The following is a 20,239-nucleotide window of genomic DNA, read 5'->3' on the forward strand; positions in this document are numbered from 1 at the left end:
CCGCGATTTTCATCCGCGATCTGCCGCCGCCGATCCTGCAAGCTGACAGCCCGCGGTCCTGCCAGTCCCTCGGCCCCGGCACATCGCCCGCTCCGGCCGGAAGCCGGAAGCGATTGGCGCATGATTTTTCAACAAGCCCTGCGACGCGAGCTTGCCTACACCGCCGGTGCGGTGTTCCTGGTGATGCTGACGTTCATGCTCACGTCGCTCGTGATCCGCATCCTGGGCATGGCCGCCAACGGCAAGGCCAGCCCCAACGACGTGCTGATGCTGATCGGCCTGGCCACCATTGGCTACCTGTCGATCCTGCTGTCGGCCACGCTGTTCATCTCCACCCTGATCGTCCTGACCCGCTGGTACAAGGATTCGGAGATGGTGGTGTGGTTCTCGGCCGGCATCTCGCTGCGCGACCTGGTCAAGCCGGTGCTGCAGTTCGCCACGCCGTTCTTCATCATGGCGCTGCTGCTGGGCATGTTCGCCTGGCCGTGGGCCAACCAGCAGAGCGCGCTGTTCCGGGACCGGTTCCAGCAGCGCGGCGTGCTGTCGATGATCGCCTCGGGCCGCTTCATCGAGCCCGCCAACGGCAACTACGTGCTGTTCATCGAGGGCATCGACGCCGACATGAAGCACGCCCGCAACGTGTTCGTGGCCAATTCCGAGGCCGGCAAGATCGGCGTGGCGCTGTCGCACCAGGGCCAGTTCGAGACCCAGCCCAACGGCGACCGCCTGGTGGTCATGGAGAACGGCCGGCGCTACGCCGGCGTGCCGGGCCAACTCAACTATCGGATCCTGGAATTCGATAAGTACGCGGTCAAGGTCGACAACAAGCCGCCCGAGACCGAGGCCGACCTGCCCGCCAAGAGCCGCGACACCATCGATCTGTTGCGCAATCCCACCCGCGACAACATGGCCGAGCTGCTCTGGCGCGTGTCGCTGCCGATCCTGGCTTTCAACTTCGTGATGATCGCCATCCCGCTGGCCTACGTGAACCCGCGGCTGGGCCGCTACACGCCGCTGGTGTTCGCGGTGCTGATCTACCTGACCTACAGCAACACGATCAACTTGGCGCAGGCCTGGGTGCGGTCGGGGTCGCTCTCGTTCTGGATGGCGCTGATCCCGCTGCACGTGCTGGTGTTCCTGTGCGCGCTGATGCTGTTCCGCTACCGGCAGAACCGCAGCCTGGGCGGCTGGCGGGCCGTGTTCGGCCTCAAGCGCAAGGCCAATGGCAATGCCGGGGGCCAGGCATGAGGGTGCTGGCCGTCTACGAGCGCTATTTTGCGCGGCTGATCTACGGCGTCTTCGCGTTCATCCTGTTCGCGGTGCTGTCGCTGTTCATCTTCTTCGACATGCTCAACGAGCTGGAAAGCGTGCAGGGCGGCTATACGTCGCTGGTGGCGTTCTTCCACGTCATGCTGCAGGCGCCCACGCGCGTCTACGAGGTGCTGCCCATCGCGGTGCTGATCAGCGCCATCTACGTGTTCTCGCAGCTTGCCAGCCAGTCCGAATTCACGATCTTCCGCGTGGCCGGGCTGAACACGCGCCAGGCGCTGTTCTCGCTGTTCAAGCTCGCCGTGCCGCTGGCGCTGGTCACGTTCGTGTTCGGCGAATTCATTGGCCCGGCGGCCGAGCAATACGCGCAGAAGATCAAGCTGCAGGCGATTGGCGCGACGGTATCGTCCGGCTTCCGCTCGGGCGTCTGGGTCAAGGACCGTGACCGCGATACGTCCGCGGGTGGCGGCGAGATCACACGCTTCGTCAACGTCCAGGGTCTGCGCCCGGACCAGACCATCAACGGCATCACGATCTACGAGTTCGACCAGGACTACCGCCTGCGCGTGATCCGCGTGGCCAAGGAAGGGCGCTACCAGGGCGGCCAGCAATGGCAGTTGAACGACGTCAACGAGACGCGCTTCGTGGAACTGCGCGACGGCGCGGCGGCGCCCGCCCCGGCCAAGCGCGACGCGCTGGCGCCCGATTTCCGGGCCGAGCAGGCGCTGTTCCCGAACATGGTCATGCATTCCGAGCTGACGCCGCAGATCCTGTCGGTGCTGCTGGTGACGCCCGAGCGGATGTCGACGCTGGACCTGTTCCGCTACATCCGCCACCTGCGCGACAACAAGCAGGACACACAGCGCTACGAGATCGCGTTCTGGAAGAAGGTGGTCTATCCGCTGACGCTGTTTGTGATGGTGGCGCTGGCCCTGCCCTTCGCCTACCTGCACGCGCGCGCCGGCGCGGTGGGCGTCAAGGTGTTCGGCGGCATCATGCTGGGGCTGTCGTTCCACCTGGCGAACACGCTGTTCTCGCACGTCGGCCTGCTGCACACCTGGCCGCCAATTGTCTCGGCGCTGGTGCCGGGCACGCTGTACCTGACCTTCGCGCTGACGTCGCTGCGCTGGGTCGACCGGCACTGAGCGCCATGCGGCAAGCCATCGTCCTCTTTGGCCACGGCGCGCGCGACCCGCGCTGGCGCGAGCCGTTCGACCGGCTGCATGCCAGGCTGTCGGCACTGCGGCCCGATTGCGTGGTGCGGCTGGCCTTCCTGGAGCTGATGGCGCCGTCGCTGGCCGAGGCCATCGACGCGCTGGCTGCCGAGGGCATCGACGCGGTGACGGTGGTGCCCGTGTTCCTGGGCCAGGGCGGGCATCTGCGGCGCGATTTCCCGCTGCTGGTCGAGGAATGCCGGGCGCGCCATCCGGGCGTGGATATCGGCGTGGCCACGGCGGTGGGCGAGGCCGATGTGGTGCTCGACGCGATGGCGGCCTACTGCGCGCAGGCCGTCTCTCCCGGCAACGGGGCGCAACCCTAGCCATCCCGCACGCCGCAGCGAGCCCCAGCAAGCAAAAAGGCCAGGATTCCCCTGGCCTTTTTTGTTTTACCGCCGTGGCGGCGTTACGCCGCCCGGTCCACCGCTACCGCCTCCGCCACCTCGGTCGCACGGGTCCCCAGGGCCTCGCCGATCATCAGCAGGCTGGGCTGCACCGGGTCCATCCAGCGCGCGGCCTCTCCGGCGGCCATCTCGCGCAGCGTGAACTGGTGGCTGCGCTGGCGCGGCGTGGTGGCGGCTTCCACCACCCAGGCAGGCGTGGACGCCGGCTTGCCACGCGCGATGAGCTGGGCGGCGATGTTGGCGGCCTGGTCCCGGCCCATGTAGTAGACGATGGTGTCGGCCTTGACGTCGGCCTCGACATCCACCGCATCGGCAGCCTTGGCCTGGGTGGCGAATGCCACGCTGCGCGACACGCCGCGCCGGGTCAGCGGCCGGGCGATGGCGCTGGCGGCGGCCAGCGCCGCCGTGATGCCGGGCACCACCTCGTACGCGATGCCCGCGGCCTCCAGCGCCTGCAGTTCCTCGTCGGCGCGGCCGAACAGCATCGGGTCGCCGCCCTTGAGCCGCACCACGCGCTCGTACTTGCCGGCCAGGTCGACGATCTGGCGGTTGATGAACAGCTGCGCCGTCGAGCGCTGCCCGCAGCGCTTGCCCACCTCGATCAGCTCGGCCTGGGGGCACCAGGCCAGCATCTCGGGCGACACCAGCGCGTCGTGCAGCACGACCTGGGCTTCGCCCAGCAAGCGGGCACCGCGCACCGTAATGAGGTCGGCCGCACCGGGGCCTGCACCAATCAGGTACACCTTGCCGGTCGAGGTTGCCTTGCGCGTGTTCATCTGCACCACCATTACCATTGCTGTCCGTTCGGGACGATATCAGGCATACGCACGGATCATGCCCGCCGCCACCGTGTGGTTGGTGGCCTCGTCGATCAGCACGAAGGCGCCCGTGGCCGGGTTGTCGCCGTAGGTGTCGCAGACGATGGGCTTCTGCAGCGACAGCTGCACCGATCCGATGTCGTTCAGGCGGATGTCGTGGCGGCCGGTCTCGTGCGACAGCGTGTGCACGTCCAGCACGCGATCCACCGCCGACACGCGCGCGAACACGCTGGCCGTGGTGTGCTTGAGCACGTACTTGCGCGACGGGTTCAGCGATTCGTCATCGAACCAGCACAGGTCGGCCGTCAGCTTCTTGGCCGAAGCCGCCGTGGCGTCGGCCGCCACGAACATGTCACCGCGTGACACATCGACGTCCTCGGACAGGCGCACCGTGATGGTGTCGCCGGCGTTGGCCGAATCGGCCGCGCCGTTCGGCGTCAGCACCTCGGCCACCACGGCCTCGCGGTTGGCGGGCAGCACGCGCAGCTTCTGGCCCACGCGCACCGTGCCGGCTTCCACGCGGCCGGCATAGCCGCGGAAGTCGTCGGCGGCGGCGCCGTCCTGGCGCACCACCAGTTGCACCGGAAAGCGCAGCGCCGCGTCGCCCTCGGGCGCCACGTCCTCCACCGGCAGCGCCTCCAGCAGCGGCAGCAGCGGCTCGCCCTGGTACCACGGCATGGCGTCGCTGGCGTGGACGATGTTGTCGCCACGCAGCGCCGACACCGGCACGTAGACCACGTCCTTCAGGCCAAGCTGGTTTGCCAGCTCGGCGTAGGCGGCACGGATCTCGTTGAAGCGCTGCTCGCTGTATTCCACGAGGTCCATCTTGTTCACGGCGACGATCACGTGCTGGATCTCCAGCAGCTTCAGGATCGCCGAGTGGCGCTTGGTCTGCGCCAGCAGCTCGGCACGGCCGCCGGTCACGGTGACGCGCGTGGCGTCCACCAGCACGATGGCCGCGTGCGCCGTCGACGCGCCCGTCACCATGTTGCGCGTGTACTGCTCGTGGCCCGGCGTATCGGCGATGATGAACTTGCGGCGCACCGTGGAGAAATAGCGGTACGCCACGTCGATCGTGATGCCCTGCTCGCGCTCGGCCTCCAGGCCGTCGGTCAGCAGCGAGAAGTCGATCTCCTCGCCAGCCGTGCGCTTGTTCTTGGCGTTGGCCAGCGCGGTCAACTGGTCGGACAGCACAGCCTTGCTGTCGAACAGCAGGCGGCCAATCAGCGTGCTCTTGCCGTCGTCGACGGAACCCGCCGTGATGAAGCGCAGCAGGCCCTGGTGTTGCGAATATTGAGACATGTTCGTGTTCCTCTGCGGCATCGGCTTAGAAGTAGCCTTCCTTCTTGCGGCGTTCCATCGACGCTTCGCTGGTCTGGTCGTCCATCCGCGTGGCACCGCGCTCGGTAATCTCGGTCACGGCCGTCTCGGCGATGATCTCGACCGGCGAGGCCGCGGTGCTGGCCACGGGGCATGTGCAGCTGATGTCGCCCACGGTGCGGAAGCGGACCGACAGCACCTCGCTGACGTCGCCGTCCTGCTTGGGCGTGATCGGCGTCACCGGCACCAGCAGGCCGTTCTTGCGCACCACTTCGCGCTCGTGCGCATAGTAGATCGGCGGCAGCGCCAGGTTCTCGCGGGCGATGTACTGCCACACGTCCAGTTCCGTCCAGTTCGAGATCGGGAACACGCGCATCTGCTCGCCGGCGGCCATGCGGGCGTTGTACAGGCTCCACAGCTCGGGGCGCTGGGCCTTCGGGTCCCACTGGCCGAACTCGTCGCGGAACGAGAAGATCCGCTCCTTGGCGCGCGCCTTTTCCTCGTCGCGGCGGGCGCCGCCCATCAGCGCGTCGAACTTGTGCGCCTCGATGGTTTCCAGCAGTGTCACGGCCTGCGCGGCGTTGCGCGAATCGGTTTCCTTGCGCAGCCGCACGGTGCCGCGCTTGATGGAGTCCTCGACATGGCCCACCACCAGCCGCGCGCCCAGTTCCGCCACGCGCTGGTCGCGGAAGGCGATGACCTCGGGGTAGTTGTGGCCGGTGTCGATGTGGACCAGCGGGAACGGCAGCTCCACCTTGCGGTCGCCCAGGCGGAACGCCTTCAGCGCCAGGTGCAGCATGACGATCGAGTCCTTGCCGCCCGAGAACAGCAGCGCCGGGTTGCGGCACTCGGCCACCACCTCGCGGATGATGTAGATCGACTCGGCTTCCAGCCGGTCGAGGTGGTCGTTCTGGACCTGCAGCAGGTGTTCCACGTTGGCGGCCACGCCTGCGTCTGCGATGTCGTTCATGATGCCCATGTCGTTATCGGCCTCTGGTAATTCGTTCAATGCTTGATGTTCTGCTCGTGGAGCCCGCACTCTTTCGAGTCCTTCGACTCCCACCACCAGCGCCCCGCCCGCACATCCTCGCCCGCCTTCACGGCCCGCGTGCACGGCTCGCAGCCGATGCTCGGGTAGCCCTTGGCGTGCAGCGCGTTGACCGGCACGTCGTGGCGCGTCAGGTAGGCCCAGACCTCGGCCTCGGTCCAGTCGGCCAGCGGGTTGAACTTGGGGATGCCGCGCGCCTCGTCCAGTTCCTCGAACGGCAGCTCGGCGCGCGTCACGGCCTGCTCGCGGCGCTGGCCCGTCATCCACGCATCGGCGTGCGACAGCGCGCGGTTCAGCGGCTCCACCTTGCGGATGCCGCAGCAGGTCTTGCGCAGGTCCACGCTGTCGTAGACGGCGTTCAGGCCGTGCTTGCGGACGTAGTTGTCCACCGCCTCCTGGTCCGGCGTGAACTGCTCGACCGTGTAGCCGTAGCGGGTCTGCACGGCGTCCAGCACCGCCAGCGTCTCGGCGTGCAGCCGGCCCGTGTTCAGCGTGAACACGCGGATGCCGGCGCGCACGGCGTCGGTGCCGCGCAGGATCGCGTCGGTCAGCACCATGTCCTCGGCGGCCAGGCTCGTGGCAAAGCGCGCGCGGAAGAAACGCCCGGCGATGCCCGCCAGCCGTTCGGCCAGCGCGCGTTCCTTGGCTTCCAGCGCCTCGACCGAGCCCGTGTACAGCGGCATCGTCCACAGCGCTGGGGGGCGCAGCGACGACACCTGGGGCGCGGCCCCGTCGACCACGGGGATCTCGGAAATCGTGCTCATGCCGAACCTTGCGCGGTCACGTCGGCGCGGGCGCGGCGGAACAGCGGCAGCGGCTCGTCCACCGATGCCTGGTACGCCACCGTGAACTCGGTGAAGCCCTTGATCGCGTCGTCGATGTTCTTGTCGGCGCGCACGGCGAACGTGTCAAAGCCGCAGCGCTTCATGAAGTTGAGCTGGTCGCGCAGCACGTCGCCGATGGCGCGGAGCTGGCCGGTCCAGCCGTAGCGGGTGCGCAGCAGGTAGGCCGACGAGAAGCCGCGGCCATCGCGGAACACCGGGAAGTCGACCGCGACGACCGACACCTGGTCGAACAGCGGCTGCGCATCGGCGGGTTCGTCCTCGGGGGCCAGCCACACGCCGGTGACAGCCTTGTCGCGGCCGGCCAGCAGCGCCTGGTTGTCCTTCCACACGGACAGCGGGAACAGCACGGCGTCGGCGCCCTGTGCCACGGCGGCAATGCGCGCGGCGTCCAGCGGCTGCTCGTCGGTGGCGCGCAGCACGGTCCAGTGGTCTTCGACGATGACGGGACGGAATTGGCCTGCGTCGTCGCGTTGCAGTTGAATGATCTTTGCCATGTTCGGTCTCTTTCAGGCTTCGGCGCGCTCTTCGCGCTGCTTGTCGGCGTACACGCGTTCCTTGAACGGGGCGATGCCGATGCGGGCGAACGTCTCGATGAAGCGCTCGTCCCCGGCACGGTTGGCCACGAACGTGTCGATGATGCGGGTCACCACCTCGGGCATTTCCTCGGCGCTGAACGACGGGCCAATCACCTTGCCGATCGCCGACTGGTTGCCCTGGGCGCCGCCCAGCGTCACCTGGTACCACTCGGAGCCGTCCTTGTCGACGCCGAGCACGCCGATGTTGCCGACGTGGTGGTGGCCGCAGGCGTTGATGCAGCCCGAGATGTTCAGCGACACCTCGCCCAGGTCATGCACGTAGTCCAGGTCGTCAAAGCGTTCCTGGATGGCCAGCGCGATCGGGATCGACTTGGCGTTGGCCAGCGAGCAGAAGTCGCCGCCCGGGCAGGCGATGATGTCGGTCAGCAGGCCGATGTTGGCCGTGGCCAGGCCGGCCTTGCGGGCCGCTTCCCACAGCGCGAACAGGTCCTTCTTCTTCACGTCGGGCAGCACCAGGTTCTGCTCGTGCGCCACGCGCAGCTCGCCGTAGCCGTAGCGGTCGGCCAGGTCGGCCACCGCTTCCATCTGCTCGGCGGTGGCATCGCCCGGGGGCGACACGGGGCCCGGCTTGGTCGACAGCGTCACCGACGCGTAGCCCGTCACGCGGTGCGCGCGCACGTTGCGGCTGACCCAGCGGGCGAACGCCTTGTTCTCCAGCAGGTGCTTCTCGAACGACGCGTCGGTGTCCGGCAGCTTTTCATAGGCGGGCGGCTGGAAGTACTGGGCCACGCGGTCGAACTCGGCCTGCGTCAGCGTGCCGGGGCCGTCCTTGCTGAACTGCCACTCTTCTTCCACCTCGGCGGCGAACTTCTCGGCGCCGATGGCCTTCACCAGGATCTTGATGCGGGCCTTGTACTTGTTGTCGCGGCGGCCGTAGCGGTTGTAGACGCGGATGGCGGACTCGACGTAGGTCAGCATGTGCTGCCACGGCAGGTCTTCCTTGATGATCGTGCCCAGGATCGGCGTGCGGCCCAGGCCGCCACCGGCCAGGATGCGCAGGCGCGTCTCGCCGTCGGCGTTCTTGTACGCGTAGATGCCGATGTCGTGCATCTGCACCACGGCGCGGTCGTCCTGGCTGGCCGAGATGGCGATCTTGAACTTGCGCGGCAGGAACGCGAATTCCGGCTGGAACGTGCTCCACTGGCGCAGCAGTTCGGCCAGCACGCGCGGGTCCACGGACTCGTCCGGGGCCACGCCCGCGAACTGGTCGGTCGTGATGTTGCGCACGCAGTTGCCCGAGGTCTGGATGCCGTGCATTTCCACGCTGGCCAGGTCCGCCAGCACGTTGGGCACCTGCTCCAGCTCCATCCAGTTGTACTGGATGTTCTGGCGCGTGGAGAAATGGCCATAGCCGCGGTCGTACTTGCGGGCAATGTGGGCCAGCATGCGGAGCTGCTTCGACGCCAGCAGGCCGTACGGAATGGCCACGCGCAGCATGTAGGCGTGGCGCTGCATGTACAGGCCGTTCTGCAGCCGCAGCGGCAGGAACTCTTCCTCGGTCAGCTCGCCCGACAGGCGGCGGCGCACCTGGTCGCGGAATTGCGCGACACGTTCCTGGACGATGCGCTGGTCGTATTGATCGTACTGATACATGGTGTGGGTCCGTTCAGTATTCGTTGGATGCTTAGGAAACGAGCTTGATGGCGACGAGCGTCAGCGTGGTCGCCAGTGCGGCGCGCACGAGCCGCTCGGGCAGCGCCCGCGACAGTTGGGCGCCCAGCCAGATGCCGGGGATCGATCCCACCAGCAGCGCCAGCAGCAGATTCCAGTCGACGGTGCCAAGCCACACGTGGCCCAGCCCGGCCACGGCCGTGAGCGGCACGGCGTAGGCGATATCGGTGCCGGCCACCTCGGCCGGCTTCATATGGGGGTACAGCAGCAGGATCAGCGTGGCGCCCACGGCACCGGCGCCAATCGACGAGACCGTCACCAGCACGCCGATCACGGCGCCCACGACGATCGTGGCCACCACCTGGCGGCGGCCTTCCAGCTGGTAGCGCGGGTTGCGTTCCAGCCACGCCAGCATCTGCTTGCGGAACAGCAGCGACAGCACGGTCAGCAGCACGGAGACGCCAATCGTCACGCGGATGGCATGCAGCCACTGGGCGTTCAGCTCGCCGGCACTCTTGAGCACCAGGATGGCGGCCAGCGCGGCCGGCAGGCTGCCGATGCACAGGCGGCGCACCACCTGCCACTGCACGTGGCCGTGCGCGCGGTGCGCGATCGTGCCGAAACCCTTGGTAATGGAGGCGAAGGCCAGGTCGGTGCCCACGGCAGTGGCCGGGGAGAAGCCGAACAGCAGCGTCAGCAGCGGCGTCATGAGCGAGCCGCCACCTACCCCGGTCAGACCAACCAGGATACCTACCAGCAGACCGGAAACGGTGAAAGCCAGGGACATCGGGGACGCTTATCGGATTGCGCCTGCCGCCGGTGGTGCCGGCGTCACCTTCTTCAGGCGGGCCGCGGACGCAATTCGGGCAGGCGAACGTTTAACAAAGTTCGAGAATCGTAATAAACTCGCCTCATATCTCAAACTAATAAGAAGTTGTTTGTTTATACGAGCGAAGTTATATGAATCTCCACCAGTTTCGCTTCGTGCGTGAGGCCGTCCGGCAGAACTTCAACCTGACGGAAGCGGCAAAAGCGCTTTACACATCACAGCCCGGCGTGTCGAAGGCTATCATCGAGCTTGAGGAAGAGCTGGGTGTCGATATCTTCACCCGGCATGGCAAGCGCATCCGCAGCCTCACCGAGCCGGGCCGCCGCATCCTGGTGTCCGTCGAGAAGATCCTGCAGGAAGTGGAAAGCCTGAAGCGGGTGGGCAAGGACTACGCCGCGCAGGACCAGGGCAACTTCACCATTGCCACCACCCACACCCAGGCCCGCTACGCGCTGCCGCGCGTGATTGCCGAGTTCACCAAGCGCTACCCGAAGGTGCGCCTGTCGATCCAGCAGGGCACGCCGGTGCAGATTGCCGACATGATCCTGCACGACCAGGCCGACATCGGCATCGCCACCGAAGGCATCTCCAGCGACAAGGCGCTGGTGTCCCTGCCCGGCTACCAATGGCAGCATATGGTGATTACGCCACCTGACCACCCGCTGCTGGAAAAGAAGCACCTGACGCTGGAAGACCTGGCGACCTACCCGCTGATCACCTATGACGTGAACTTCGCCGGCCGGCCCAAGATCGACAAGGCGTTCGCGCTGCGCCACCTGGAAGCCGACATCGTGCTGGAAGCCATCGACGCCGACGTGATCAAGACCTACGTCGAGATTGGCCTGGGCATCGGCATCGTGGCCGGGCTGGCCTTCGACCCCGAGCGCGACCGCAACCTGCGCGGCCTGCCCGCCGGCCACCTGTTCGGCACCAATGTCACGCACCTGGCCGTCAAGCAGGGCGCCTACCTGCGCAGCTTCGTCTATACCTTCATCGAACTGTTCTCGCCGACCCTGAACCGCAAGCTCGTGGAGCAGGCGATGTCCGGCGACCACGAGGCTTACGAGCTGTAAGCCGGCCCTCCTCTATATAGATATGTCCGTATCCGATTCCCCTCCCCGCCTCCACTGGTCCGAGGACGGCGCCGAGCGCAGCGCGCTGTGGCGGTCCGAAGCCGGCCTGCCGCCGCCCCGGCGCGTGGTGGTGGCCGACGACCAGATGGCGGCCGATACCGCTTACCGGCTGGCCAGCGAAGGCACCGCCCTGCTCTGGCGCGGCGACTTCCAGAACGCGCGCCAGTTGCTGCAGGCCATGGCGCGGCGCGTCGACCGCAAACCCCAGCGCAAGGCGCGCGGCGCCGCCCAGGCACCGGCCAGCCTGACCGAAGCCTTCCACAAGCACCGGCTGGCCCAGTCCCAGCGCGCCCGCACGCTGGGCATGCTGCTGCTGCCGTTCGAGCCCGGCCACGTGGTGCCGCTGCGCCGGGCACCCGACGTGCAACAGGCCTGCGAGCAGGTCTACGGCCCGGCCGATGCCCCCTACGTGGCGTCGATGCGCGAGCTGCTGGGCCTGATCGGCGCCTACGAGTGGCGCCGCAAGGGCGTGGAGATTCCGCTGCTGGGCGACCGCATCCATCCGTGGTACGGCGTGTTCTCGCCGGTGCGCGGCGAGTACCTGGAACTGGTGGCGCGGCAGGACCTGCCGTCGAAGGCGCTGGCCTTCGACGTCGGCACCGGTACCGGCGTGCTGGCGGCGCTGCTCGCGCAGCGCGGCGTCCGGCGCGTGGTCGGCACCGACCAGGACCCCCGCGCGCTGGCCTGCGCGCGCGAGAACATCGACCGGCTGGGCCTGGCGCAGCACGTGGAGATCGTCGACGCCAACCTGTTCCCCGAAGGCCGCGCGCCGCTGATCGTCTGCAACCCGCCGTGGGTGCCGGCGCGGCCGAGTTCGCCCATCGAGCACGCCGTGTTCGATCCGGACAGCCGCATGCTGCGTGGCTTCCTGGGCGGGCTGGCGGCGCACCTGGAACCGGGCGGCCAGGGCTGGCTGATCCTGTCCGACTTTGCCGAGCACCTGGGCCTGCGCACGCGCGACGAGCTGCTGGGATGGATCGACGCAGCCGGGCTCAAGGTGCTGGGCCGTGCCGACATCCGCCCCAAGCATCCCAAGTCCACCGACGCCGATGACCCGCTGCACGCGGCCCGCAAGGCCGAGGTCACGTCGCTGTGGCGGCTGGCCGCGAAGTAGCGCCACCCCCCAAGACCCACCCGAGACCACCCGAGGAAGCATTGATGACTACCGTGGCTTTTATCGGCCTGGGCGCCATGGGCGCGCCGATGGCCGGTCACCTGATCCGCGCCGGGCACACCGTGCGCGCCTTCGTCCGCCGCCCCGAGGCCGCCGACGCGGCGCGCGCGCTGGGCGCCGAACCGTTCTTCACGCCGGCCGAGGCCGCACGCGGCGCCGAGGTGGTGTTCACCAACGTCACCTCGTCCGAGGATGTCCGTGAGGTGCTGCTGGGCCGCGACGGCGTGATCGAAGGTGCCGCGCCGGGCACGATCTGCGTGGACCACAGCACGATCTCGCCCATCGTCACGCGCGAGATTGCCCAGGCGCTGGCCGCGCGCGGCATCGCGTCGCTCGACTGCCCGGTCTCGGGTGGCACGATGGGCGCGCAGGCCGGCACGCTGACGATCATGGTCGGCGGCAAGGCCGAGCATCTGGAGCGGGTACGCCCGCTGCTGGAATGCATCGGCAAGACCATCACCCATATCGGCGACCACGGCGCCGGCCAGGTGGCCAAGCTCTGCAACCAGATCGCGCAGGTGGTGAACATCGAGGGGATCGCCGAGGCCATGCGCTTTGCGGGCGCCCAGGGCGTGGATACCGGCAAGGTGTTCCAGGCGCTGTCGACCGGCTTTGCCGGCAGCCGCATGCTGGACATGATGGGACCGAAGATGGTGGCGCGCGACTTTGGCGCCGGCATCGAATCGCGGCTGCATGCCAAGGACTTCGGGCTGGCCGCCGACATCGCCGGCGAGATCGGCCTGGACCTGCCCGCCATGCGCGCCACGGCCGCCCAGCTGGACACGCTGATGGCCCAGGGCTGGGGCAAGGACGATACGTCGTCGCTGCTGAAGGTGCTGGAAATCAAGCCCTAGGACGATGCCGCCGGCTCAGACCCCGGCGATCATCCCCAGCAGCGCGCGCGACAGCGCGCTGTCGTCGCGCATCAGGTCGTCCATCACATTGAAATGGTGGCGGCCGGCCAGCACGATGTCCTCGCGCACGTTGGCCGGCCACGCAGCGCGGATCAGCGCGTGCTGGCGGTGGTACTCGCTCGACTCCAGCGCCCCGACCGCCGTGATCAGCGGCGCGGCCGTGGCCGGCGCCATGAACGCCGGCGACAGGCGCGCCACTTCGGCCTCGGTCAGTTGCAGGTCGGCCTGCAGGAAATCGGCGCGGCGCAGCGGTTCCAGGTCGTAGATCCCGCTGATCGACAGGCCGCCCTTGATCAGGTCCACCGGCAGGTCACCGCCGAACTGCGGCCACAGCGCCGCCATCAGCATCGTCACAAGGTGCCCGCCCACCGAATGGCCGGCCAGGAAGATCCGGTTGCGATCGTGGCCCAGCCGGTCGGCCTCGCGGTACAGCCACGCCACCGACTGCATCACCTGCCAGACGATGGTTTCCACGCTCACGGCCGGGCACAGCGCGTAGTTGACCACGGCCACCGACACCCCGCGCCGCGTGGGCACGTTGGCGACGAAGCTGTGGTCGTGCTTGTCCAGCGCGCGGAAGTAGCCGCCGTGCAGGAACACCAGCAGCGGCGGCGCGTCGTCGTCGCGCACCGCGGCCGGGAAGTAGTCGAGCGTCTCGGTGGCGGCAAGTGGCGAATCGGTATCGCCGTAGTTCAGGTTCTCGAAGTACGTGACCATGCCGGCCCGTGCCAGTGCCGAATCCGCCGCCCAGCGGGCCATGTGCATGGCATTGTCCGGCACATTGGCGCGGTTGTTGTACGCCTTGGCGTAGAACGCGGGGTCCTGGGACGGCAACGCCGCCAGGCTGGCAAGGCTGGCGGCGGGCGTGGCATCGAGGGTCGGCTGGGCGGACATGGCTCTCGGCTCCGGGTGGATTCGGTGCGGCACCGCGTGGGGCGGTTGCGCGCTATCCTACCGCAACTGCCAGACCCCCCGTTTTCACCGGACCCCCGCATGGTCGTCAAGCGCCGGCTGCGCGCCGGCAAGGTTTCGCAACCGGGCCCGCCCGATGTCGCGCCCGCCTCGCCCGCCGCCACGTGCCCGCTGTGCGGCCGGCCGCTGCTCGACGACGCCAGCACCGACCTGCACCATCCCGTCCCACGCAGCCGGGGCGGCCGGGCCGTCGTGGCCATGCACCGGGTCTGCCATCAGAAGATCCACTCGGTCTTCACCGAGGCCGAACTGGCCACCACGTGGCACGACTGGGACGCGCTGCGCGCCCACCCGGCCATGGCCGACTTCATCCGCTGGATCGCCCGCAAGCCGCCCGGCTTCTACGACCGCAGCCGCACCACCAACGCCCGGCGCGGACGCTAGGCGCGGCCCGGCGCGCGGTTGTCCGGCCCGGTGAATTCCGGCATAATCCGCGATTCATCAGCGCGCGATGGGCAGTCCAGGCCATCGCCCAGCCCATGCCCGGGTGGTGAAACAGGTAGACGCAGGGGACTCAAAATCCCCCGCCGCAAGGCGTGTCGGTTCGAGTCCGACCCCGGGCACCATCTCCCGCGCCATCCGGCGCGCCCCGGCCGTCCTGGCCACCGTAACGCCCCCGCCGTCCTGCAGCCTTCGCGATGCCGCACGTCCGCATCCCCCCGTGCAGCCCCTGCCTTGTCAGACATAAACCACTGGCCCGCGCGCCCGTCGATGCTTATCCTTCACGCAGCGCCTCCGTCACAACAACGACTTGCTTTCAGGGAACCGAAGATGAATCGCCTTACTGCTACTGCCGCGGCCATTGGTTGCGCGGCGCTGCTGGCCGGCTGCGCTGGTGCCAACATGGACAGCCTGACCCAGGCCGGCGGCAGCCTGTTTTCGGCGGCGTCGCTGACCGACGCCAACGTCAAGCAGCTTTCCGACCAGTCCTGCGCCGAGATGGACAAGAAGAACCAGGTGGCCCCGGCCGACAGCACCTATGCCAAGCGGCTGGTCAACGTCATGAGCGGGCTCAAGAACACCGGGCTGCCGCTGGACGCCAAGGTCTACATGACCAAGGACGTCAACGCCTGGGCCATGGCCAACGGCTGCGTGCGCGTGTACAGCGGCCTGATGGACATGATGAGCGACGACGAGGTGCGCGGCGTGCTGGGCCACGAGATCGGCCACGTGGCGCTGGGCCATACCAAGCGCGCCATGCAGGTGGCCTACACCACGGCCGCCGCGCGCGGGCTGCTGGGGTCCACCGGCAACGCCACGCTCACCGCGCTGTCGTCGTCGCAGATCGGCGAGCTGGGCGAGACCTTCGTCAATGCGCAGTTCTCGCAACGTCAGGAAAGCGAGGCCGACGACTACTCGTTCGACCTGCTGACCAAGAACGGCGCCAACCGCCAGGCGCTGGTCACGGCGTTCCAGAAGCTGGCCAAGCTCGATGGCGGCAAGTCGAGCATGCTCAGCTCGCACCCGGGCTCCGAGGCCCGCGCCAAGCACATCCAGGACCGGCTCAACAGCGGCAAGTAACGCGCCCGCCGCCCCCCGCCCGGCCACCGTCGCGTGGCCGGCGCCCCCTCCCTTCCCCGCTCATCCCCCTGTTTTCTGAACGCGTTTAATACGCGTCACCAAAAGCTTTCAGTACGCGCCACGGCGCGGCGTACCGATAATGCCTCACGCCTGCGGAGCTTCCGCAAGGCGGCTACACGATTCCCTACGCCATCTCCAATGTCCTGCTGCCATTTGCTCGGCCCGGTTGCCGTCGCCATGGCCGGCGCCCTCGCCACGGTGCCGAAGTAGCTGTGCCCCGCAGGCCGGGCGGGCTGCCGCAGCGCTCGCCGGTCCGCGCCCCTTCAGCCTTTGTTTCGCAGAGGAGTTTCCATGGACTGGTTGCACACCATCTTTCAGAAATCGCCCGAGTCGGCGCTGTTCCTGTCGCTGGCCATCGGCTACGCGATCGGCAAGATCACGTTCGGCAAGTTCCAGCTTGGCGGGGTGGCCGGGTCGCTGCTGGCGGCCGTGATCATCAGCCAGGTGGGCGTGGAGATCGACAACGGCGTCAAGGCCGTGATGTTCGCGGTCTTCATCTACGCCGTGGGCTACGAGAGCGGCCCGCAGTTCTTCAACTCGCTGAACCGCAATTCGCTGCGCGAGATCGCCATGGCCGTGTTCATGGCCCTGGCGGGGCTTGTCACGGTAGTGGTGCTGGCCAAGATCTTCAACCTGGACAAGGGCATCGCGGCGGGGCTGGCGGCCGGCGGCATGACGCAGTCGGCCATCATCGGCACGGCCGGCGACGCCATCACCAAGCTCGGCCTGCCGCCCGACCAGGTCAAGATCCTGCAGGCCAACGTGGCCATCGGCTATGCGGTGACCTACGTGTTCGGGTCGCTGGGCGCCATCATCGTCTGCGTCAACATCCTGCCGCGCTTCATGAAAGCGGACCTGAAGACCGACGCCAAGAAGGTGGAAGCGGCCATGCACGGCGGCCTGCCGCAGTTCGGGCCGGGCCAGTTCGGCGCGCTGCCGCGGCTGGTGGGGCGGCTGTTCCGCGTGACCGCGGCGGCCGGCAAGACGGTCAAGGACATCGAGGTGGGCGGCGAGGACCTGATCACCGTGGAAAAGGTGCAGCGCGCCGGCAAGGTGATCGAGTTTGGCCAGGACACCGTGCTGGAGGCTGGCGACATCGTGCTGCTGGTGGGCCGCCGCGACGCCATGGTGCCGACCGCGCTGGTGATTGGCGACGAGGTGGCCGACGCCGACGGCATGGGCATGGTGATGCAGACGCGCCGCGCGGTCTTCACGCGCAAGGGGCTCAACAACAAGCCGCTGGGCGAGATCGTGGCCAACGTGAGCCGCGAGATGCGCCACGGCGTGTACCTGGAGCGGATCGAGCGCTACGACCATCCGCTGCCGATCCTGCCCGACCTGAAGCTCCAGCACGGCGACATCATCACGTTCTACGGCACCCCGGCCGACACCAAGCGCGCCGCCGAGCGCGCCGGCTATGAACTGGTGCCCAGCGAGAAGACCGACTTCGTCTACTTCGGCGCCGGCGTGCTGGTGGGGCTGTTGATCGGCCTGCTGGTGGTGCGGATCGGGTCGATCCCGCTCACGCTGGGCGCCGGCGGCGGCGCGCTGCTGTCCGGGCTGGTGTTCGGCTGGGCGCGGTCCAAGCACCCGATGTACGGCGCCATGCCCACGGCGGCCTGCCAGTTGCTGAAGGACTTTGGCCTGGCCGCGTTCGTGGCCATCGTCGGCATCAACTCCGGCCTGCAGGCCGTGGACACGCTGCGCCACAGCGGCGTGACCATCTTCCTGCTGGGCGCCGTGGTCACGCTGCTGCCGCTGTTCCTGACGATGTTCTTCGGCCGCTACGTGCTCAAGTACGACAACGCCGCGCTGCTGGCCGGCGCGCTGTCGGGCTCGCGCAGTGCCAACCCGGCCTTCGGCGGCATCCTCGACAAGGCCGAAAGCCCCGTGCCGACCGTGCCGTTCGCCATTACCTATGCCCTGGCCAACGTCCTGCTGACGCTGCTTGGCCCCCTGGTCGTCGGCTTTGTCTGATGGCCGTTTCCTGATGCCTCATCGAACACGGATTCCCGAAAGGAGCAACGCCATGAGCAAACCGGACCTGTCCACGCTGTCCAGCCTGTCGCCGTTCGAACTGAAGGACGAACTGATCAAGCTGGCCAGCAGCGATGCCAACCGCCTGATGCTGAACGCGGGCCGTGGCAACCCGAACTTCCTGGCCACCGTGCCGCGCCACGGCTTCTGGCAGCTTGGCCTGTTTGCGATGCGCGAGTCGGAGCGCTCGTTCCAGTACATGCCCGAGGGCGTGGGCGGATTCCCGCGCCGCGACGGCATCGAGGAACGCTTCGACCTGTTCGCGCGCGAGAACCAGGAGGTACCGGGCGTCAAGTTCCTGGCCGGCGCCGTGTCGTACGTGCGAGACCAGCTCGGCCTGAGCGCCGCCGACTTCCTGTACGAGATGTGCGAGGGCATCCTGGCCTGCAACTACCCGGTGCCGGACCGCATGCTCAAGCTGAGCGAGGTGATCGTCGGCCAGTACATCCGCAGGGAGATGATCGGCAAGCACCCGTTTATCGGCGAGTTCGACCTGTTCGCCGTGGAAGGCGGCACGGCGGCCATGACCTACCTGTTCAACTCGATGCGCGAGAACCACATGCTCAAGGCCGGCGACAAGATCGCGCTGGGCATGCCGATCTTCACCCCGTACATCGAGATCCCGGAGCTGAACGACTACCAGCTCGTGGAGTTGTCGATCGACGCCGACCCCGAGTCGCGCTGGCAGTACTCGAACCAGGAGCTGGACAAGCTGCGCGACCCCAGCGTCAAGGCGTTCTTCCTGGTCAACCCGAGCAACCCGCCGTCCGTGCGGATGAGCGACGAGAGCCTGGAATACCTGGCGTCGATCATCGAGGAGCGGCCCGACCTGATCATCCTGACCGACGACGTCTACGGCACCTTTGCCGACGACTTCGTCTCGCTGTTCGCGCTCTGCCCGCGCAACACGATCCTGGTCTACTCGTTCTCGAAGTACTTTGGCGCCACGGGCTGGCGGCTGGGCGTGATCGCCACCCACCGCGACAACATCTTCGACGAGAAGCTCGCCCAGCTGCCCGAGGACCAGCGCAAGGGGCTGCACAAGCGCTACAACTCGATCACGACCACGCCGGACACGCTCAAGTTCATCGACCGCATCGTGGCCGACAGCCGCACCGTGGCGCTGAACCACACGGCGGGGCTGTCCACGCCGCAGCAGGTGCAGATGGTGCTGTTCTCGCTGTTCTCGCTCATGGACACGCCGGACGCCTACAAGCAGGCGATGAAGCGGCTGATCCGCAGCCGCAAGGCCGCGCTGTTCAGGGAGATCGGCATCGCCCCCGAGGATGCGGCCGACCCGAACGTGGTGGATTACTACACGCTGCTCGACATCGAACAGCTCGGCGGCAAGGCGCTGGGGCCCGAGTTCGTGAAATGGGTGCTGTCGTCGACCGAACCCACCGAACTGCTGTTCCGCCTGGCCGAGGAAGCCGGCGTGGTGCTGCTGCCGGGCCGCGGCTTCGGCACGCGCCACCCGTCGGGGCGCGTGTCGCTGGCCAACCTCAACGAGTCCGACTACGCCAAGATCGGCAAGTCGATCCGCAAGCTGTTCGAGGACTACGTGGAGCGGTACAACCAGGCCACCGGCAGCAAGGCCGACAAGAACGTGACCAAGAAGTAGGCCGCCGGCTCAGCGCGCCTCGACGAACGCCAGCACCGTCTCCAGCATCTGCCGGATGGCCGGGCGGATGTTGGCGGCCCTGGCTTCGTCGTACGCGAACGGGTAGACCTCTTCCATGTACGACGATTGCGTCTGCTCCAGCTGCACGGCGTGCACGCCGGCGGCCGGGTTGCCGTACTGGCGCGTGATGTAGCCGCCCTTGAAGCGGCCGTTCAGCGCCGCCGTATGGTTGGGCACGGCGCTGGCGATGTCGAACAGGCTGGCGGCCAGTTCGGGGTCGCAACTCTTGCCGTCGGCGGTGCCCAGGTTGAAGTCGGTCAGCTTGCCTTCGAAGAAGCGCGGCAGCACCGAGCGGATCGAGTGGGCGTCCCAAAGTGCGATCGTGCCGTGGGCGTCGCGCAGGCGCTGCAGTTCGGCCTGCAGCGCGTTGTGGTACGGATGCCAGATCGCGTCGCGGCGCAGCGCGATCTCGGCGTCGTCGGGGCCGGGCGCGCCGTCGGCGTAGACCGGCGTCTTGTCGAACGTGTCCACCGGGCACAGGCCCGTGGTGTCCTGGCCGGGGTACAGGTTGGCGTTGTCGGGCGGGCGGTTCAGGTCGACGACGTAGCGCGAATGCGTGGCCATCAGGATCGACGCGCCCAGGTCGCGCGCAAAGTCGTACAGGCGGTCCATGTGCCAGTCGGTGTCGGGCACGGAGCGGGCCTCGGGCGTCAGGCGCGCGGCCAGCCCGGCGGGTACGTGGGTGCCGACGTGCGGCATCGACACCAGCAGCGGGCGCGTGCCGCGATGCAGCGTGAAGGCGGGAGTATCGGTGCGGAAGGAGGAGGACATCGTGGGGGCTTTGTGTCTC

At 67.9% G+C, this 20,239-nt stretch carries 19 protein-coding genes and 1 tRNA gene; 11 read left to right on the forward strand and 9 right to left on the reverse strand.

Features of this window, described 5'->3' with window-relative positions; genetic code table 11:
• The first annotated feature begins 120 nt into the window (after positions 1-120).
• The 3 genes from lptF to QTN24_RS02870 are packed head-to-tail and all read left to right on the forward strand — an operon-like array spanning position 121 to position 2,809.
• Positions 121-1,248, forward strand: a complete 1,128-nt coding sequence (gene lptF, locus QTN24_RS02860; protein WP_124683408.1) for an LPS export ABC transporter permease LptF — start codon at positions 121-123, stop codon at positions 1,246-1,248.
• Complete coding sequence (gene lptG, locus QTN24_RS02865; protein WP_313835247.1) at positions 1,245-2,414, forward strand: LPS export ABC transporter permease LptG; 1,170 nt, start codon at positions 1,245-1,247, stop codon at positions 2,412-2,414. Before lptF ends, lptG begins: the two co-directional genes overlap by 4 nt.
• Positions 2,411-2,809, forward strand: a complete 399-nt coding sequence (locus QTN24_RS02870) for a CbiX/SirB N-terminal domain-containing protein (RefSeq protein WP_313835391.1) — start codon at positions 2,411-2,413, stop codon at positions 2,807-2,809. The genes lptG and QTN24_RS02870 overlap by 4 nt, the downstream gene beginning before the upstream one ends.
• A gap of 83 nt (positions 2,810-2,892) precedes the next feature.
• On the opposite strand, the gene cobA is transcribed toward QTN24_RS02870, so the two are convergent.
• From cobA to QTN24_RS02905, 7 genes are read right to left on the reverse strand one after another with little or no spacing between them, the layout of a single operon-like run.
• A complete protein-coding gene (gene cobA / locus QTN24_RS02875) occupies positions 2,893-3,666 on the reverse strand; it encodes a uroporphyrinogen-III C-methyltransferase (RefSeq protein WP_313835248.1) in 774 nt (257 codons plus the stop codon).
• Between the two features lie 39 nt (positions 3,667-3,705).
• A complete protein-coding gene (locus QTN24_RS02880) occupies positions 3,706-5,010 on the reverse strand; it encodes a sulfate adenylyltransferase subunit 1 (RefSeq protein WP_313835249.1) in 1,305 nt (434 codons plus the stop codon).
• A gap of 25 nt (positions 5,011-5,035) precedes the next feature.
• Positions 5,036-6,007 carry a sulfate adenylyltransferase subunit CysD gene (cysD, locus tag QTN24_RS02885; protein ID WP_124685041.1) on the reverse strand — a complete coding sequence of 324 codons (972 nt, stop codon included), beginning with the start codon at positions 6,005-6,007 and terminating at the stop codon, positions 5,036-5,038.
• Positions 6,008-6,033: 26 nt separating this feature from the next.
• Positions 6,034-6,840 carry a phosphoadenylyl-sulfate reductase gene (locus QTN24_RS02890; RefSeq protein WP_313835250.1) on the reverse strand — a complete coding sequence of 269 codons (807 nt, stop codon included), beginning with the start codon at positions 6,838-6,840 and terminating at the stop codon, positions 6,034-6,036.
• Positions 6,837-7,415 carry a DUF934 domain-containing protein gene (locus tag QTN24_RS02895; protein ID WP_124683403.1) on the reverse strand — a complete coding sequence of 193 codons (579 nt, stop codon included), beginning with the start codon at positions 7,413-7,415 and terminating at the stop codon, positions 6,837-6,839. The genes QTN24_RS02890 and QTN24_RS02895 overlap by 4 nt, the downstream gene beginning before the upstream one ends.
• Before the next feature lie 12 nt (positions 7,416-7,427).
• A complete protein-coding gene (locus QTN24_RS02900) occupies positions 7,428-9,110 on the reverse strand; it encodes a nitrite/sulfite reductase (protein ID WP_124683402.1) in 1,683 nt (560 codons plus the stop codon).
• Between the two features lie 31 nt (positions 9,111-9,141).
• Positions 9,142-9,915: a sulfite exporter TauE/SafE family protein gene (locus QTN24_RS02905; RefSeq protein WP_124683401.1), complete on the reverse strand. Its 774-nt coding sequence runs from the start codon at positions 9,913-9,915 to the stop codon at positions 9,142-9,144.
• A 173-nt stretch (positions 9,916-10,088) separates the two neighbouring features.
• Here QTN24_RS02905 and QTN24_RS02910 point away from each other — a divergent pair, with 173 nt between their 5' ends.
• Genes QTN24_RS02910 through QTN24_RS02920 form a run of 3 tightly spaced genes read left to right on the forward strand, consistent with a single transcriptional unit; the run spans position 10,089 to position 13,118 of the window.
• Positions 10,089-11,030: a CysB family HTH-type transcriptional regulator gene (locus tag QTN24_RS02910; protein WP_124683400.1), complete on the forward strand. Its 942-nt coding sequence runs from the start codon at positions 10,089-10,091 to the stop codon at positions 11,028-11,030.
• A 22-nt stretch (positions 11,031-11,052) separates the two neighbouring features.
• Positions 11,053-12,204 (forward strand): class I SAM-dependent methyltransferase, encoded by a 1,152-nt coding sequence (locus QTN24_RS02915; protein WP_313835251.1) that lies wholly within the window; start codon positions 11,053-11,055, stop codon positions 12,202-12,204.
• A gap of 44 nt (positions 12,205-12,248) precedes the next feature.
• Positions 12,249-13,118: an NAD(P)-dependent oxidoreductase gene (locus QTN24_RS02920; RefSeq protein WP_313835252.1), complete on the forward strand. Its 870-nt coding sequence runs from the start codon at positions 12,249-12,251 to the stop codon at positions 13,116-13,118.
• A 15-nt stretch (positions 13,119-13,133) separates the two neighbouring features.
• Here QTN24_RS02920 and QTN24_RS02925 read toward each other — a convergent pair whose 3' ends face one another.
• Complete coding sequence (locus QTN24_RS02925) at positions 13,134-14,072, reverse strand: alpha/beta hydrolase (protein WP_313835253.1); 939 nt, start codon at positions 14,070-14,072, stop codon at positions 13,134-13,136.
• 99 nt (positions 14,073-14,171) lie between these two features.
• On the opposite strand from QTN24_RS02925, the gene QTN24_RS02930 reads away from it, so the two are divergent.
• The 5 genes from QTN24_RS02930 (at position 14,172) to QTN24_RS02950 (ending at position 19,389) form a co-directional block, all read left to right on the forward strand.
• On the forward strand, positions 14,172-14,534 hold the full coding sequence (locus tag QTN24_RS02930) for an HNH endonuclease signature motif containing protein (protein ID WP_313835254.1): 363 nt from the start codon (positions 14,172-14,174) through the stop codon (positions 14,532-14,534).
• Between the two features lie 97 nt (positions 14,535-14,631).
• A tRNA-Leu gene (locus tag QTN24_RS02935) sits at positions 14,632-14,716 on the forward strand.
• Positions 14,717-14,921: 205 nt separating this feature from the next.
• The gene (locus tag QTN24_RS02940; RefSeq protein WP_313835255.1) at positions 14,922-15,671 is read left to right on the forward strand and encodes a M48 family metallopeptidase; all 750 of its coding nucleotides are present in this window, start codon (positions 14,922-14,924) and stop codon (positions 15,669-15,671) included.
• Positions 15,672-16,022: 351 nt separating this feature from the next.
• Complete coding sequence (gene aspT / locus QTN24_RS02945) at positions 16,023-17,708, forward strand: aspartate-alanine antiporter (RefSeq protein ID WP_124683394.1); 1,686 nt, start codon at positions 16,023-16,025, stop codon at positions 17,706-17,708.
• 52 nt (positions 17,709-17,760) lie between these two features.
• The gene (locus QTN24_RS02950; RefSeq protein ID WP_313835256.1) at positions 17,761-19,389 is read left to right on the forward strand and encodes a bifunctional aspartate transaminase/aspartate 4-decarboxylase; all 1,629 of its coding nucleotides are present in this window, start codon (positions 17,761-17,763) and stop codon (positions 19,387-19,389) included.
• A gap of 9 nt (positions 19,390-19,398) precedes the next feature.
• Here QTN24_RS02950 and hutG read toward each other — a convergent pair whose 3' ends face one another.
• Entirely contained in the window at positions 19,399-20,220 is an 822-nt protein-coding gene (gene hutG / locus QTN24_RS02955; protein WP_313835257.1) for an N-formylglutamate deformylase, read from the reverse strand.
• Between the last annotated feature and the right edge of the window lie 19 nt (positions 20,221-20,239).

Source organism: Cupriavidus sp. SZY C1, assembly GCF_032190535.1.
GTDB lineage: Bacteria > Pseudomonadota > Gammaproteobacteria > Burkholderiales > Burkholderiaceae > Cupriavidus > Cupriavidus pauculus_C.

Coding starts and splice junctions, on each gene's coding strand:
- lptF (WP_124683408.1), top strand. CDS start 121: ATGATTTTTCAACAAGCCCTGCGACGCGAGCTTGCCTACACCGCCGGT.
- lptG (WP_313835247.1), top strand. CDS start 1,245: ATGAGGGTGCTGGCCGTCTACGAGCGCTATTTTGCGCGGCTGATCTAC.
- cobA (WP_313835248.1), bottom strand. CDS start 3,666: ATGAACACGCGCAAGGCAACCTCGACCGGCAAGGTGTACCTGATTGGT.
- QTN24_RS02880 (WP_313835249.1), bottom strand. CDS start 5,010: ATGTCTCAATATTCGCAACACCAGGGCCTGCTGCGCTTCATCACGGCG.
- cysD (WP_124685041.1), bottom strand. CDS start 6,007: ATGGGCATCATGAACGACATCGCAGACGCAGGCGTGGCCGCCAACGTG.
- QTN24_RS02890 (WP_313835250.1), bottom strand. CDS start 6,840: ATGAGCACGATTTCCGAGATCCCCGTGGTCGACGGGGCCGCGCCCCAG.
- QTN24_RS02895 (WP_124683403.1), bottom strand. CDS start 7,415: ATGGCAAAGATCATTCAACTGCAACGCGACGACGCAGGCCAATTCCGT.
- QTN24_RS02900 (WP_124683402.1), bottom strand. CDS start 9,110: ATGTATCAGTACGATCAATACGACCAGCGCATCGTCCAGGAACGTGTC.
- QTN24_RS02905 (WP_124683401.1), bottom strand. CDS start 9,915: ATGTCCCTGGCTTTCACCGTTTCCGGTCTGCTGGTAGGTATCCTGGTT.
- QTN24_RS02910 (WP_124683400.1), top strand. CDS start 10,089: ATGAATCTCCACCAGTTTCGCTTCGTGCGTGAGGCCGTCCGGCAGAAC.
- QTN24_RS02915 (WP_313835251.1), top strand. CDS start 11,053: ATGTCCGTATCCGATTCCCCTCCCCGCCTCCACTGGTCCGAGGACGGC.
- QTN24_RS02920 (WP_313835252.1), top strand. CDS start 12,249: ATGACTACCGTGGCTTTTATCGGCCTGGGCGCCATGGGCGCGCCGATG.
- QTN24_RS02925 (WP_313835253.1), bottom strand. CDS start 14,072: ATGTCCGCCCAGCCGACCCTCGATGCCACGCCCGCCGCCAGCCTTGCC.
- QTN24_RS02930 (WP_313835254.1), top strand. CDS start 14,172: ATGGTCGTCAAGCGCCGGCTGCGCGCCGGCAAGGTTTCGCAACCGGGC.
- QTN24_RS02940 (WP_313835255.1), top strand. CDS start 14,922: ATGAATCGCCTTACTGCTACTGCCGCGGCCATTGGTTGCGCGGCGCTG.
- aspT (WP_124683394.1), top strand. CDS start 16,023: ATGGACTGGTTGCACACCATCTTTCAGAAATCGCCCGAGTCGGCGCTG.
- QTN24_RS02950 (WP_313835256.1), top strand. CDS start 17,761: ATGAGCAAACCGGACCTGTCCACGCTGTCCAGCCTGTCGCCGTTCGAA.
- hutG (WP_313835257.1), bottom strand. CDS start 20,220: ATGTCCTCCTCCTTCCGCACCGATACTCCCGCCTTCACGCTGCATCGC.